The organism is Sorangium sp. So ce1036 (genome assembly GCF_051369805.1).
Lineage (GTDB): Bacteria > Myxococcota_A > Polyangia > Polyangiales > Polyangiaceae > Sorangium > Sorangium cellulosum_F.
The window spans coordinates 4,681,402-4,696,258 of the sequence record NZ_JBBMOX010000001.1 but is presented as its reverse complement, the minus strand read 5'-3'; the positions used below and the strand labels follow the sequence as shown (position 1 = coordinate 4,696,258).

The 14,857-nt window shown below is 70.7% G+C and carries 9 protein-coding genes; 2 read left to right on the top strand and 7 right to left on the bottom strand.

Annotated features, from left to right (window positions below):
• Window positions 1–13 precede the first annotated feature (13 nt).
• Together WMF31_RS17780 and WMF31_RS17775 are read right to left on the bottom strand one after the other, a co-directional pair.
• Window positions 14–1,093, bottom strand: a complete 1,080-nt coding sequence (locus tag WMF31_RS17780) for an MBL fold metallo-hydrolase (RefSeq protein ID WP_129348391.1) — start codon at window positions 1,091–1,093, stop codon at window positions 14–16.
• Window positions 1,080–3,065, bottom strand: a complete 1,986-nt coding sequence (locus tag WMF31_RS17775; protein ID WP_436603088.1) for a hypothetical protein — start codon at window positions 3,063–3,065, stop codon at window positions 1,080–1,082. Before WMF31_RS17775 ends, WMF31_RS17780 begins: the two co-directional genes overlap by 14 nt.
• Window positions 3,066–3,080: 15 nt before the next feature.
• On the opposite strand from WMF31_RS17775, the gene WMF31_RS17770 reads away from it, so the two are divergent.
• Both WMF31_RS17770 and WMF31_RS17765 read left to right on the top strand, forming a co-directional pair.
• Window positions 3,081–3,338: an ImmA/IrrE family metallo-endopeptidase gene (locus tag WMF31_RS17770; RefSeq protein ID WP_129348395.1), complete on the top strand. Its 258-nt coding sequence runs from the start codon at window positions 3,081–3,083 to the stop codon at window positions 3,336–3,338.
• A 153-nt stretch (window positions 3,339–3,491) separates the two neighbouring features.
• Complete coding sequence (locus WMF31_RS17765) at window positions 3,492–3,668, top strand: hypothetical protein (protein ID WP_436603087.1); 177 nt, start codon at window positions 3,492–3,494, stop codon at window positions 3,666–3,668.
• Window positions 3,669–4,120: 452 nt separating this feature from the next.
• Here the strand turns inward: WMF31_RS17765 and WMF31_RS17760 are convergent, their stop codons facing one another.
• From WMF31_RS17760 to drmD, 5 genes are all read right to left on the bottom strand, one after another.
• Window positions 4,121–8,185: a type IIL restriction-modification enzyme MmeI gene (locus tag WMF31_RS17760; RefSeq protein WP_436603086.1), complete on the bottom strand. Its 4,065-nt coding sequence runs from the start codon at window positions 8,183–8,185 to the stop codon at window positions 4,121–4,123.
• Between the two features lie 162 nt (window positions 8,186–8,347).
• Window positions 8,348–9,157: a hypothetical protein gene (locus WMF31_RS17755; protein ID WP_436603085.1), complete on the bottom strand. Its 810-nt coding sequence runs from the start codon at window positions 9,155–9,157 to the stop codon at window positions 8,348–8,350.
• Complete coding sequence (locus tag WMF31_RS17750) at window positions 9,154–9,747, bottom strand: hypothetical protein (protein ID WP_436603084.1); 594 nt, start codon at window positions 9,745–9,747, stop codon at window positions 9,154–9,156. Before WMF31_RS17750 ends, WMF31_RS17755 begins: the two co-directional genes overlap by 4 nt.
• Window positions 9,744–11,120 (bottom strand): AAA family ATPase, encoded by a 1,377-nt coding sequence (locus WMF31_RS17745; RefSeq protein WP_436603083.1) that lies wholly within the window; start codon window positions 11,118–11,120, stop codon window positions 9,744–9,746. The genes WMF31_RS17750 and WMF31_RS17745 overlap by 4 nt, the downstream gene beginning before the upstream one ends.
• Before the next feature lie 93 nt (window positions 11,121–11,213).
• The gene (gene drmD, locus WMF31_RS17740) at window positions 11,214–14,822 is read right to left on the bottom strand and encodes a DISARM system SNF2-like helicase DrmD (RefSeq protein WP_436603082.1); all 3,609 of its coding nucleotides are present in this window, start codon (window positions 14,820–14,822) and stop codon (window positions 11,214–11,216) included.
• Window positions 14,823–14,857: the final 35 nt, after the last annotated feature.

The window sequence follows — 14,857 nt, the reverse complement described above, 5'->3', positions numbered from 1 at the left end:
GAAGCGCGGCCGGTTACCTCTCGCCGCCGAGGAGGTGAGTGTGCTCCGTCGTCGGCGCAGCCCCGCTGGAGTCCCGCATGACGCGGAGGCTCCCCGGTCCCTGCACGACCGTGGGAGGTCCGTCGTCGGGTGGGATCGACACGAGCACGTAACAGTCCGGGAAGCCGGTCGTCGTCGGGTCGAAGGAGATCTTGTGGTGCGCCCCGAGCTCCGTGAGGGTGCGGACCTCGGCGCGCCCGGATTGCTGATCGTGGCGTCTCGGCAAGCCTGTGAGATAGCTGGTGCCGCCAAGGGATACGACGCGGTGGGCGCCCCGCCCGGCCGCGAAGCTCGGCAATCGCTTCGTGCTGAACGGCGCGAAGATCCGGAGGGGATCGGGCACACGGGCGCCTGGTCGCAGGATGTCGTCGTGGAGTGCCTCGTCGGAGCCGTGATGAGGCACCTTGAGGACGTCGTGATCACCGAGCTGCGGCTCGACCTCGAAGCAATGGCTCCAGCCGTTGCCAGGCCGCTCGACCAGATCGGAGCCGAGCAGGAGGCGCCGCTTTCGCCACGTCAGGAGTAGCGCAGTGGAGAGGATATTGCTGTTGAACGGCTGCCCGATCCCCCATCGCCTGAGTGCTTCGGCGCGCAGATCCGTGCGCGGGGACACCACACGCAGCGTGGCCTCGCCCAGAGGCTCGAGATCGCCGATGATCATATCCCAGCGGCAGGAGGGCACCTCACTCCAGCGTGTCTCGATCGCGGCGATGACGTCTTCCGTGGCGCCGCCGACGAAGCCCGACGGCCGGCCTCCCGGCGGCGGCACCATACCAATGCGGGGCCACATCTCCTTGCGATCGCGCGGCGTCGCGGCCTCGATCACGCTGGTCAGACCTCCGCTGTGATCATCGTGGGGATGCGTGAGGATCACGATGCGCGGATGAGCATCGTAGTGCGATAGCGCCGCGGCTGCGTAGTCGATCCTGTCGGCGCTACAGCCGTCCACGACCATCCACGCGTCCGGCGGCACACGGACCAGGACGAGCTCTCCCCTGCCGGGGCCGAAGGCGAGCACGACCAGATGATCCGGGGCGAGCTCAGGCAAAGGCACGGCGGACGTACCGGTCAGGATGAGGAAAGAGCTTCGGAAGGCCAGGGACCTCCTCGAAGGACGAGGACAGGCGATCCCAGATCTCCACCCCCTTCGTGCCGTCGGCGTATTCGATCAGCTCCACGAACGTACCCGGGCGCAGCTGGCCCGGCAATGCGCTCCACGCCTCCCGCAGCTCGTCCGCCGAGAGGTCAACGGTCGAGACCGTGTCCGGGCCACTCGCCACGAGCAGGAGCACGATCTCCTCGTCCAGGCCGAGCACTCGCCCCGGCTTCCAGTCATTGACCTCACGCTTGTCGGCGAGGTGTGGTCCCTCCCAGCGCTTGGCGAGCGGCAGTATCGGGGGGAAGACGAGCCGCTCGTCGCGGTCCTCCTCGAGGCAAATTCGAAGCTGATCGAGCGCGTGCCACCAGGAGCCCCGCAGCTCTCGGGGCACGTCTTCGAGCACCTCCGCGGCGAAATCGAGCCTGCTGCGCGACAGCAGGAGCCGCGCGACCGGCCCGTGCAGCTCTTCGTACACATGGGCCTGCAACGGACCGCTCCCCGCGAGCTCGTTCAGCGCGCGGTCCCAGGCGGCCCGCGCCTCCTTCATCCAGACCCTCGTCACGAGGAAGCAGACATAACGACCGTGATACCAGGGATGCCACGGAGCGAGATCTCGCGCCTCGATGTACTCCCGCTCTACCCGTTCGGGATCCATGCCGAGGACATCGAGGTTGAACGCGATGTAATGATGAGCATACGCGTCCCGTTCGTCATGCTCGATCGCCCGCTCATAGGCCCGGACCGCGTCGCGGCGCAGCCTCTCCTCTTGCTCGCGCGGAGCGCGGAGCGCCTTCTGGCTCAGCGCCTTGCCGAGCGCGTCGTACTGCTCGACGAACTGGAGGGATCGGGAGAGCAGCGCTACGGCGTCGCCCGCCTCCGTGAGCTGGTGGATCTCCTCGAGCTCCTCCCGGACGGCGGCGGCGACGTCGCCGCGCTCGTGCGCGGCCTGGAAGCGCTCGCGGTGGTACACGGCTGCGAAGTGATGCGCGTCGGTTTGCAGCTCGTCGAGCTTCCAGTCCCAATGGCCGCGGATCGCTCGCGCCAGCGCATCCGGAATCAGCTTCGATCCATCGTCGAGCTCCTCCACGAGCGGGTCGATGATTCCCCTCACCCGGTCCGAAAGCGAAACGAACCCAGCGCGCTCGAGCAAACTGCTCGAGAACGGGACGCGGAGGGCCGTGAGACGTGCGATGACGCGCCGCCCCTCCGGGCACTCCGCGAGCACGCGTCCGAGCTGTCGGACCAGGTGATCCAGCCGGATCTGCTGGGCGGGGATGCGCGCCACGTCGACGTTCGCCGCGACGAGCGCCCGGAGCACCTGCTGCACGACCGGCGGTGGGACGTGCGGAAGGCGCCCGCCCAGCCGATGGACCGCGTCCTGCGCGTGCGCCGTCCGCGGATCTCGAACGAGTGGCAGCCGGAAGCCAGCGTCCTCGGCGACCCCACCGGGGATCCATGGGCCTGCGAGCACGAGCGTGCCGGTGCATGCGTCGAGCAGCATCTCGGTCAGCTCGACCGCGCGCCGGGCGAACAACTCGCCCTCGGGGCCGGAAGCAGTCTGGAAGCGGGGGCCATCGAGGAGGACCACGACATCTTGCCCTCCGCGGGAGAGCGCCTCCCGTACCGCCAAGAGCCTGCTCGCCCACGCAACCCGGGCGGGCTCGTGCCGCGGCACCACCCGGTCCAGCAGCTCCGGCGTCCCACCGTCGAGCTGCGCCGCCGCCTCGACGAGCGCCACCAGCGCCGCGTCGTCACCCTCGGGCACCTCGATCCGCACGACGCGCCGGCTCCCGGCGAGCGAGTCGGAGAGCCCTCGCAAGACCGTCGTCTTGCCGAAGCCCGGCGGCGCCCGGAGCGCGATTCTCCGCGCGCCGGCTGCGATGCGCTCCCGAAGTTGCTGGATCGCTTCCTCGAGGAGGACGGCCATGGGCAGGCTGATACCATGGCAGCTTCGCGCGAGCCAAGCTGGCTCCGGCCGGTGTCGCTGCCCTGGGCGCCTGCCTCCGTCCGTTCCCCAGCATGGACGGCCAGCGTCGACCTCGCGCACGAGCTCGGGCACATCCTGTTCGATCCTCCGCAGGGAGAGATCCACCTCGTCGTCGATCAGGAGGACGACGTGGGCAAGGGCGTACGGCATGTAGAGCAGCGGGCGCGCGCCTTCGCCGCCGAGCTCCTCATGCCCGCGGAAGGACTGCGGTAGCTCCTGGGGCCATCACCGTACGAAACGGCGCTGTTCCCGGCGCTCGATCTGCTGACCCGGGTCCGGCAGGAGTTCCATGCTCCCATCGAGATCACGGCCGTCCAGGGCAAGCCCAGGCTCTATCGTGAGCTCCCTGGCGACGTTGGCCGGGTCATGGGGCTGCACGCCCTCCTGTGGACGCTGGTCGAGCGAGGGACGCTCTCCGTGACGCTCTCCCTGACGCTCGCCGAGGCGGTGGCGGCTTCCCGTGATCTCGAGGCTCCGCTCTGGTGGGCGGGGTGGATCGCCACCCTCCCGCCGTGGGAGGAGAGAACCCCGGGCGAGGATTGAAATTCAACCTGGAGGCTGCCGACAGCCTCCGGCGAGAATTGAAATTCAACCTGGAGGCTGCCGACAGCCTCCGGCGAGAATTGAAATTCAACCTGGAGGCTGCCGACAGCCTCCGGCGAGATTTAAAATTCAACCTGGAGGCTGCCGACAGCCTCCGCGAGAATTAAAATTCAACCTGGCTGTAAACGGCACATGAAGCGCCGTCGGCCTCGACCTCGGCGAGCGAGCTGCTCGCGGCGGCTGCGGCCAGCGCGCGCCGGGTCGTTCGCCCTCGGCGCGCCCGGCGTTGAGGGCGAAGACGCGGTCGATGCCCGCGTCCTCCAAGGCCTGCACGGCGGCGCGATCCTCGCTGGAGGTCGAGCTCTCCCTGACCGCCGTGTTCCCCGATCGTGGCCCGTGCGGGGCGGCTCCGGGGTGCCCTCGTCGTCGAGGTCTTCCCGCGGCGCGCCGGGTCACGGCTCGCGCTCGTCCTCGAAGCCGGGCAACGTGGCCGTCGCCTTCCTGCGCGGGGAGCGCGGCTTCTTCGCGGGCTCGGCCGGCTTGTTGACGGCGGCTCTGCTGGCGCCCTTCGCGGCCGGCGCGGTGGCGGCGGCGGCCTGCTTCTCCTGCTCGGCGCGCTCGGCGTTGAGGGCGAAGAGGCGGTCGATGACGGCGTCCTCGAAGGCCTGCACGGCGGCGCGATCCTCGTCGGCCTTCGGGCAGTACGGGGGGACGGCGATGTCGCTCCAGCCATAGGCGGCGAGGACGGCGCGGTCCATGTCCTCGTGGAGGGCGCGAAGCTCGAGGATGCGGGGGTCGTCGTTGTCGGGGTCCTTCAGGGCGTTGTAGGTCCTTGTGAGGCCCTGGTTGGTGTCGACCATGAAGCGGGCGCGGGTCTCGTAGAGCTTCTCGCCGATGGCTTCGAGCTCGGGGATGACGGCGCGAGGGTCGGGCTTCGGGAAGGGGAAGGTCTCGAAGCAGTCGGAGGCGGCGTAGCGAAGCCGATCTTCGAGCGAGGACGACAGGAGGCGGGCCCAGGGCTCGTGGATGCGGGATTGGAGAGTTGCGAAGGCGGTCGAACAATCGAGAGCAAACACATACAGCTGCTCGCTAAAGAAGATCTTCTTCTCCTGAAAGGAAAACATAAGATGCTTCGTCACGCGTGCAGTCACCATACAGCGCTCTCGATCCTGCAGAGCTGAGTACATAGCCCCACCGCTCTCCCCCGGTCGCCACCAGTACGTGCGGTAAGTGCCGCGCTTGTCACGCTCTCTGGCCGGGCGAACCTTCTCCTCGGCGATACGAAGCAGCATTGGCCACTCTCGTGCCTGCTCGAGCGACTTCGAGGTAAAGTCGATCATGTAGCGATCGAACTTGCCTCCCGGATTCCGGTTGACCTCTTCACCGCCGAGATATGGCCGCAGGATCCGAGCGTTCTTCGGATCCGCGGCGACCAGCTCGTGATACTGTTCAAGCGTCACGGCGAGCCCTGCACCCACGAGCTTGCCGCCCATGAAGCTGATCTGCTTGTTCGCGGACAAACGCTGCGGATCGCTCCGTTCCCGCTGAGCCAGCAACCTCGAGTCTATCGCCGATACGGGGCGCCCATCAAGGTACCGCTGGCCAACGTCGCGACTGGTCGACCCGAAGGCGATATGCACCACGGAGACCGTGACGGCCGCGTCGCCTGGCCAGGGCTGGTTGGCATCTGCGCGGTAGATGGTTCCGCCGGCGTCCACGAGCGCCTTGAGTGACATCAGACGCGAATCGCCCTCCGCAATCGTGTTCGTGGCGACAAGCCCCAGCGTCCCATTGGCCCCGAGCAGGTCCATGCCGCGTCGAAAGAAATAAGCGCAGAGATCGGTGTTGGGCCGGCCCTGCAACTCCGGCATCAGCGCCATGAACCAGTCGATGTAGTGCTCGCCGCCCGCCGCGCTGATCCCGTTCTTGCCCGCAAACGGTGGGTTTCCCACGAAAGCGTCGATGAACGCTCTCCCGGTCGCCCGATTCCCCTCCAGCGGATCCGCCCTCCCCGGCGCAAACACCTCCGGAAACTCGATCATCCAGTGGAACGGCACCTGCTCCCGCCGGATCTCCGCCTGCATCCCCCGCAGCTCGCCCAGGATCGCCCCCGCCCTCGCCGCGTCCCCCTCCCTCTCCGCCGCGAGCCACGCCGTCACCCGGTCCAGCCGCCGACTCCGCTCCTTCTCCCGCTCCTTGTCGTTCTTCCGCCCGAAGAACGCCCCCACCACCAGATCCGCGATCAGCCGCACCCGGTCGAGCGCGTCCTCCGCGTCGGCCAAAAGCAGCTCCTTCTCCCGCTGCGCCGCGTACGTCCCCTCCCCGGCCAGCTCCAGGATCTTCTTCCGGATCCCGATCGCCTCCTCCAGCGCCTCGCTCAGCAGCCCCGCCGACAGCTCCACCTGCGCCTTCGGCTTCCAGTGGAACGCCCGGATCTGCTCGAACCCGAGCCCCACCAGCGAGTCCCCGTGCCGGATCGCGTGGTCCACGAACGTGAACGGCTCGTTCCGCGCCATCGTCACGAGCCACAGCGACAGCCGCGCGAGCTGCACCGCGTACGTGTTCTTGTCGACGCCATACAGGCACCGCTGCGCCACCAGCCGCCGCGCGTGATTCACGACGTCGTCGTGCGCGCTCGCGACGACCTCCAGCCGCCCCTCCCGCGTCCACGCCGCCACCACGTGGTCCGCCAGGTACCGGCACGCCGCCACCAGGAACGCCCCCGAGCCCACCGCCGGATCGCAGATCACCAGGTTCAGCAGCGTCTCCGAGCTCGGCGCCTCCCCCATCGCCTTGATCAGCGGATCGAGCGTCCGCTGCACGATCGGCTCCGTCAGCTCGCGCGGCGTGTAATGGCTGCTCGTCCTCCGCCGCTCCGGCCCCGGCTGGATCACCAGCGCCCCCGCCCCCGCCCGCTCCGGGGTCCTCCCGCTCAAGGGCTCCAGCGCCCCGAGCGCCTCCTCGGCCGTCCTCGCCCCCTTCACCGCCCCGGCGATCTTCGCCGCCACGTTCTTGTCGAACCCGAGCTCGTCCTGGAGCCACCGCTCCCGCCGGTTCGCCGGCGCCGCGAGCAGCGCGTCCGCCTCCACCCAGACCCGCGCCGCCCCCCTCTTGCTCCCGAGCCGGATCCGCGCCGCGCCGCGCTCGATGCGCCTCACCCCGAAGCCCATCAGCGCCTCGTACACGCTCCCGATCTGCTCCACGTCGAGCGCCTTGTACGAGAGCCGCTGGCCGCCGAGATAAAGCAGCCTCTCCAGGACCGAGTACACCGTGAGATCGTCGACGCTCGGCAGCTTCACCGCCGCGCGCGCCTCCGCCTGCGTGATCGGCGCGCTCCCCTCCGCCCCCCACCCCTCGAGGAACGGATACGCGTTCGGATCGAAGAGCTGCCCGCGCCGCGCCGGGATCACGAGGTCCCGGTGCGACACGCCGAGGAACGCCACGCGGAACAGCCCCACGAGCCGCGGATACGCCCCGAAGCGGCGGTGCATCGTGTCGGGGTACTTCCCGAAGTCGGCCTGCAGCGCGTCGAACAGCCCGAGCAGGCTGTAGTTTCGCGCGAACAGCGGGTGCTCGGTCGGCAGGAGCCCCCGGTCCTCGCAGTAGAGCAGGAACACGAGCCGCAGCAGCACCGTGAGCAGGCCCGCGTAGAGGTGGTCGTCCCCCCGCTCCAGCGCGTCCCGGAGCGCGCCCGTGCCGTCCCGCTCCTCGGCCGCGGCGAACCCCGCGAGCAGCACCTCGAGCGCCTCGAACACCTGGCGCGACAGCTCGGTCGTGACGTCGGCGTTGCGCTTGCGGCTCTCGGCCAGGATCGCCGGGAGCTGCTGCTCCGCCGCCACCCCGAACCAGCGCTGCCGCGACAGCAGCATCACGAACGCGTCGAAGATCGGCCGCCCGCTCACCGACGCCATGTCGGCGGCGCGGAACGCGATCCAGCCGCTCGACTCGCCGTGCGGCGCGTAGACGAGCCGGATCTCGTGACCGTTCGAGAGCAGCCCGATGGGCACGCGGCACTCCCGCAGCAGCCGCTCGAGCTTCGCCTGGGCAGGGTACTCCCACGCGCCCGTGACCTTCTCGGGCCTGTCGAGCAGCTCGACCTCGGGCGGGACCTCCCAGACGAGCATCGCGTACGGCCGCCCGGCCTGCGCCGCGGGCGTGCTGTCGGCGGCGGCGGTCGACTCCTCCCGCGGCTTGTTCCACCGGAGCGCGCGCGTCGGCCGGAGGAGCTGCTTGCCCTCGACGACGTAGAGGGAGAGCTCCTTCGGGAGCGCGTCGCCCACGTCGAAGCGCTCGGGACCGAGGTCGAGGACGGTCGAGAAGAGCCGCGCGAGATCGGAGACGCGGAGCCTCTCCTCGGGGTCCTCCTCCAGGCACTCGAGGAAGGAGAGGTGCGCCTCCCGCGGGAGCTTCTCGGCGCACTGGGCATCGACCAGCACGGGCACCGACACGACCAGCCCCTCGGAGGGCTGCGCCATGCCGAGCCACTGCTCGTGGAATCGCTTGTCGGCGTCGCTCATGTTCGTTCCAGGACCCACCGCATCGGCGTGCGGGCGGACGGAAGGTACGCCCCTCGGACGAGCCGGGGAAGCACGTCCCGAGGGCCGGCGCGCAGGGGAGCGGCCTCAGCGCTGGCCCGGCATCGAGATGACCTCTGGCGACATCGAGGCCCGAGGTGGCGCTCAGGGGGCCTTGGCCGACGGGGGAAAACGGTAGATGAGGGGGCTCGTCGCCGGGATGCGGAGCTCCGAGCGCTCCTGGTCATCCAGGCGCCATTGGCTCGTGAGCAGCCTGAAGACCAGGTTGTGGTAGCTCCACAACCAGATCCACGCGCGCGAAGCGCCGTCGAGGACCGTCGCTGCGTCGAGCTTGCGCGTCACGAGCCGGCGATGGTCCTTGAAGAAGTCGAGGTACAGGGACGGCTCGTCCATCTCCGACCGGATCGCCCAGAGATAATCGACGAACAAGAGGCCATCCGAGTCCACCCGGAGGACCCTGCGAATGTAACCGAGCTCGTCCATCACGGAGTGGTGCGAGGCACGCAGATTCGCGTTCTGCTCGGTCTCGCGGAGCAGGCGGGGATCGACGACGACCCGGGGGACGTGCGCGACCTCATCGCGCAGGCGCTCTGCTTCCGCGATACCACGGCCGAGGAGGAGGTTGCCGTGCGCGACGGCGTCGCCGAGCGCGACCGCGCCGCGCACGAGCACGCCGAGCGGCACGAGGGCCGACTGCAGGTGGACGATGTTGAGCGCCTGCCAGAAGGGGAGCATCCCCGCAGGCTTGATCGGCGCGACGTGGAGCATGCAGCGGGCCGCGATGGACAGGTGGCTTCCGAACAGCCTGGCGAGCTCGGAGTCGCCAAGGTGGCGCTGGACGATAGAGATCACCTGGCGCGCCCGCCCCTCGGGCATCTCGGGGTCATCGACCCCGAGCAACTCCAGCGCCGTGACGATGCACGGGCGCGGCCTGGGCAAGGGGGTCGACGTCATGCAGGCTCGTCCGCGAGCCGGCGGAGCGCGGCGTCGAGCGTGTCCAGCCCCACCCGATCGAGGAGCCCGCCCAGCTCGGGATCGGTGTCGTCGGTCACGAGCATGCACCTCTCGGCCCGGGCGTGCCCGCCGATGAGCCAGTCGACCGTGGCGCCGCAGGTCCGGCCGGTGCCGGGAGCCTGCGCGGCGCTCGCGGGCAGCCCCAGGCACTGGAGGCAGCGGTCACGCTTGGCGCGCTGCCAGGCCGCGTCGTTCGGGTACCGCTCGCCGAGCCGCGCCGCCGTCTCCAGCGCGTGCCGGGCGTCGAACGGCTGCACATCGATCCCCTTGGAGCGAAGCCCGTCGAGGATGACATCGAGGTTGAATGTCCCTCGCCATCGCTGCTTGAGGTCGAACAGCTTCTCGGCGTACGCGACGGCCGAGATCACGAGGCGGACCGGCGCGCGGCCCTCGGCGGCCAGGCGGAGGTTATGCCGTGCGATGCGGTCGCAAAGATCGTTGAGCCGCCGGTCGCGGTACACCGCGTTGGTGTCGAACGCCAGCGTGACGGCGCCCTCGCGCAGGAGCGCCGCGAGCTCGTCGGCCGTCACTGCTGCGGCCCCCGTTCCTCGAACAGGTCGGCGTACTGGTCGTTCGTGAGCATGCGATAATGCCCGTCCTTGTCGCGCACGAAGACCACGCCGCCGCCGTGCGAGAGGCCGAGCTGCTGCCGGACCTCGGGCGGGACCTGCACCACCCCTTCCATCGTCACGTATCCCCGCGGCGCGCGCGCGCTCGAGGGCGGCGACGGCGCCGCAGGCTGGGTGAACTCCCAGGCCTCCTCCGCAGACACCTCGTGGATCCGCGGCCCGTCCTCCGAGCGCGTGAGCAGGTAGAAGGGGGGCTGCTGCTCGAACTGCCCGGAGTGGCTCGTGATGAGGAGCTGTGACGGGGCTTCGGGGTCGGCGGCGAGCTCGTCGAGCACGTCGCGCAGCGCGCGTTGCGCCGACCAGCGCAGGTTCAGCTCCGGTTCCTCGATACCGATGATGTCCGCGCCCGTCATCACGAGGCGCGCGCAGAGGACCGCGATCTGCTGGATGCCGGAGCCCATCAAGCGCAAGGGCGAGAGATCCGATCCGGTATCCAGGACCAGCTCCGCGCGATCGGCCTCGGTGTCGAAGCGCATGCGCCATTGCCCGGGGCCGACCAGATCCCGGAAGCGATCGAGCGCCGCCACGAAACGCTTGAAGCGCTCGCGGGGGGCGCCGATCGCGCTCTCGGCGTCGTGCAGCGCCTTGCCGAGCGCTCGGGGGAGCGGCTCGCGCGTCGCGAGCGGCGAGGCGCCTTCCGATGCCTCGCGCGTGAGGGTGCGATCGGCGCGCACCAGCGCAAAGCGCGGCACGACCTCCTTGCGGCGCACGCGCTGCCCGAGCCGCTCCAGCACCAGGGCAAACGCGGCGTCCGTCGCCGCCTGGTCCCCCGCTCCGGCCGCCAGCTCCGCGCCGTCCGCGGTACGCCGGAGCTCGGTGATCTCGACGGTCACCTCCTCCTCACCGCGCTCGAGGTGGACGCAGGCGACGATCGGCTCACGGAGCCAGGGCGGATCGTCCTTCTCGCAATCGAGCTGGAGCTCCGCTTCGAGGACGATCGGCCCCGCGTTCTTCAAGTTGAAGATCTCGGCCGGCGGGTACCCTTGCTGGGCGAAGTGCCCGTACCCGCGCACAGCCCTGCGCGGCGGCCGCTCGTCCGGCGCGGCCTCGGGCGGCGGCGCGTGGCGCGCGTAGAGCTCCTTGAGGCGCGGGCCGCCCTGCGCCTCCTCTCGCAGCGCCTGGATCGCCACGAAGAACAGCCCGATGCTCTCCAGCAGGTTCGACTTGCCGACGTTGTTGTCGCCGTGCAGCACGTTGAGCCGGCCGAGATCGGCGAGGCGCACCGGAGCGCGGAAATTCTTGTAGCCCTGGACCTGGAACCACTGGAGCCGCATCGTCGGGACCAGGGCATCCTAGGCCACGATTCTTCGAACCGCCAAGCCACTGGCGGGCGGGCCGCAACTGGACCGCCGGCGTCCGGGACACCGCTAGAGGCTCGTCGTCGGCCAGAGGTACACGAGCCCGACCGGCGAGAGCCGCTTCAAGCTCACGGCGTAGAGCGCCTCGAGCTCCGCCGGCTCGTTCCGGATCTCGTCCTCGATGCGGGCGAGGCGCTTTCTCATGTCCTGTCGCTCGCTCTCGAGCTGCTCGCGCTGCGCTTTCATCGTGTCGCCTTCGAGGTGGTCGAAGAGCCCGAGCTGGACGTTGAGCTGGTCCTCGATCGCAGTGCGCTGGGCCCTCAGGATCTGCCGGAGATCCTCGGCCTCCTCGGCGCCGCGGGCCGCGAGGAGCTGCGCGGCCTCGTGCGCCCGGCCGTCGGCCTCGTCCTGCACGTGCCGCCAGAGCACGCCGAAGTCGGCGGCGGCCGTCTTCGCCAGGCGCCGGCGGAGGGGCTCCGGGACGGGCGGGAGCCGGTCGACGCGCGTGAGCAGCTCCTCGAGGTGGGCGACGGCCTGGCGATCCTCGTCGGTGCCCGTGGGCTTCAGGTGGTCGCCCTCGCCGCTCTCTCGGAACGGCGCGGCGACGGCGACGAGCTCGTCGTGCAGGCGCGCGGCCCCGGGGCCGAAGAGCGAGAGGCGGCCGAAGGCGATGACCCGCGGCTCGCCGGAGCGATCGTCGGGGACGACGGCCACGCGCGAGAGGTCCTGGGCGCCGAAGCCCTGGGCCAGGAAGCGCGCGAGGATGCGCTGCACGAACGGGTGCTCCAGGTGCAGGTGCACGCGGTCCTCGCCCATGCGATCGAGCGCCTTGAAGACCACGGGCTGCGGGGGCAGCTTCCGCCACGCCCACTCGGGCTCGTCGCGGCGGCGGGGGCGGCGGAGGCTGTCGAGGGTGCGGTCCCAGCTCGCCGGCAAGGGTGGCAGCGCGAACGCCTGCTGCCCCTCGATCTTCTCGTCGAGCGGCGCGAGGGGCCCGGCGCCGGCGAGATCGAGGCCGACGTCGATGGCGTCGCGCAGGAGCTCCTCGCGGAAGTCCATGACCTTGCGGGACCGGCCGAGGATGCGGCGGGCCTCGTCGATGTCCCGCCTGAGCGTCGCCGCGTCGGCGCGCTGGCTCTCGAGCTCCCGCCTCGTGGTCTCGGCCAGCTCGGGGAGCCGCTCGGCCTCGTCGAGGGCGTCCGCGGTGCTCCGGTCGATACCCCGGCTGAGCGCGCGCTCGATGTTCGCCATGACGACCTCGCCGAGGCTGCCGAGCTCCCGCTGGATGCGCTCGACCTTGCCCACGAGCTTCTCGAGCACGGCGTCCTCGGCGCGCTCCGGGTAGACGAAGTAGTGGCAGCGGACCTCGCGCGCGGGCTGGAGCGTGCGATCGATGCGGCCGTTGCGCTGCTCCATGCGGGCCGGGTTCCACGGCACGTCGACGTGGAAGAGATCGGCGCAGTGGTTCTGGAGGTTCAGGCCCTCGCGCGCGGCGTCGGTGGCGATGAGGATCCGCACGGGGTTCTCCGCCGGATCGCCGTTGAACGCCCGCTGCAGCTCCTCGCGCGCCTCGTCGCCCATGCCGCCGTGGAAGACGGCGATGCGCTCGTCGCCGCGATCGGTGTCCTCCACGGCGGCGCCGAGCGCCTTCTGGAGGTAGCGCATCGTGTCGCCGTACTCGGTGAAGAGGATCACCCGCCGGTCGTTCCACGCTCCGCTCGCGCGCTCGCCCCCCGGGACGCTGACGCCGGGGCAGAGCTCCGCGCGCAGCCAGTGCAAGAGGGCCACCACCTTGGCGTCCGGACGGTGCCGATGCTGGCGGGAGAGGTCGAGCATGCGCTGGAGCAGCTCGCGGGCGCGCCCGTCGGGGGACGCGAGCGCGGTCGACGCCGAGGCGACCTCGGCCGCGTCCTCCACGTCGCGCTGCTCGTCGTCGACGCCGTACGCATCGTCATCCTCCTCGGGACGCCGGCGCGCGATCGGGGGTTCGGGGCGGAGGGCGCCGGAAGGCGACCCGGAGCCCCGAGCGTCGATGCGCAGATCGCGCTGGGCGTCCTCGGCGGCCGCGCGCTCCTGCGAGGTCCGCGGATCGGCGCTCACCGCCCCGGAGGCGACGCGCGCGGCGTGCGCGCTCAGGGTGCGGTGGAACGCCTCGACGCTCGAGAGCAGCCGCTTCTGGAGGTTGATGAAGACGAGCCGCCCGCGCCCGCGCCCGGGCTTCATCACCTCGGTGTACTCGGCGAGCAGCCGCGAGAGCTCGAGCTCGGGCGCGCCGACGGGGCCGAGCGCGACCTCCGCGGTGCGCCGCTCGGCCTTGCCCGGCTCGGCCTCGAAGTAGCGGGCGCGGAAGCCGTCGACGTCACGCTCGAGCGCGATCCGGACGACGCTCCGGACGGGGAAATCGCTCTTGCCGAGCGCCTGGAGGTCGCGCTTGAGCCTGCGGACCATCACGGCGGAGAGCGCCCTCGAGCCGGCCTGGATGGGCACGCCGCGCGTGAAGCGCTGGGGGTCGAGCATCGCCATGAGGGCGCTGAAGCTGTTCGAGTGGCCGTTGTGCGGCGTCGCCGAGAGGAAGAGGCGGTTCTCGAAGCGCGGGCCGAGCTCGTCGCGGATCATGCTCGTGAGGTGGGAGTCGACCGCGTACAGGCTCGCCGAGGCGGGCGCCGCGGTGTGGGCCTCGTCGAGCACGAGCAGGCTCTTCTTCATCCGCGGGCCGAGGTGGGCGAGGAGCGGCTCGCGGTAGTCGGGGCGACGGAGCGTCTGGTACGAGACGATGAACCGGTTGTGCGTGCTCCAGGTGTTGACGCCGAAGCCTCGCTCGCGACGCCGGCGGGCGACGAGCTCGCGCCCCATGATCTCGAAGCGCTGGCCGAAGCGCTTCTCCATCTCGCCGCGCCACTGGAGGCAGAGCGCGGCGGGGCAGACGACGAGGACGAAGTCCACGCGCTGCCGGAGCGCTAGCTCCTGCATCACGAGCCCGGCCTCGATGGTCTTGCCGAGGCCCACGTCGTCGGCGATGAAGAGGTTGGCGCGCGGCAGCTCGAGCGCCTTCTTGAGGGGCGTGAGCTGGTGGTCGAGGAGCTTGATGCCGGCCCGGAACGGCGCCTGGAAGAGGTCGGCGCGCGTGGCCGTGACGCTGCTCCACGTGAGGGCGTGGAAGTAGGCGGCGAAGCGGCGCGGGGGGTCGAGCGAGGCGACCGTGCCGAGCCCCTCGGCCTCGGGCTGGAGGACCTTCGCGCCGAGCTCGATCTCCCAGAGCACCGAGAGCCGGACGCCTTGCGCGTCGTCGTCGAGGCAGACGAGGTCGACGCGGGTGGCCTCGTTCGGCGCTTCGGGCGGGACGACGTCCTCGACGAGGCACTGGCGCTGTCGGACGAGCGCGATGTCCCCCTTCACGGGCGTGAGGCGCTGGGCGCTGGGCGCCCCGAATAGGCCTGTCGGCGGGGCGCTCTTGCGGTCGCCGAGGGCCTGGAGGAGGCGCTCCGCGAGCTCCTGGCGCGCACGGCTGGAGGCGTTCACGCCGAGGGCCTGGCAAGCGGCGCGGAGCTCGTCGCGGCCCATCCATCCGACCAGGGAGCGGGTGCGGATTTGCTCGGAGCGGGCCAGGGCGGCGACCAGCTCGGCCTTCGTGCCGCGCTGGGGTACGAAGACGCCGACGTGGCGCGCGAGCTCGATCAAGCGTCCTCGCGACGGGAGGGATTCGAGGAGAGCGC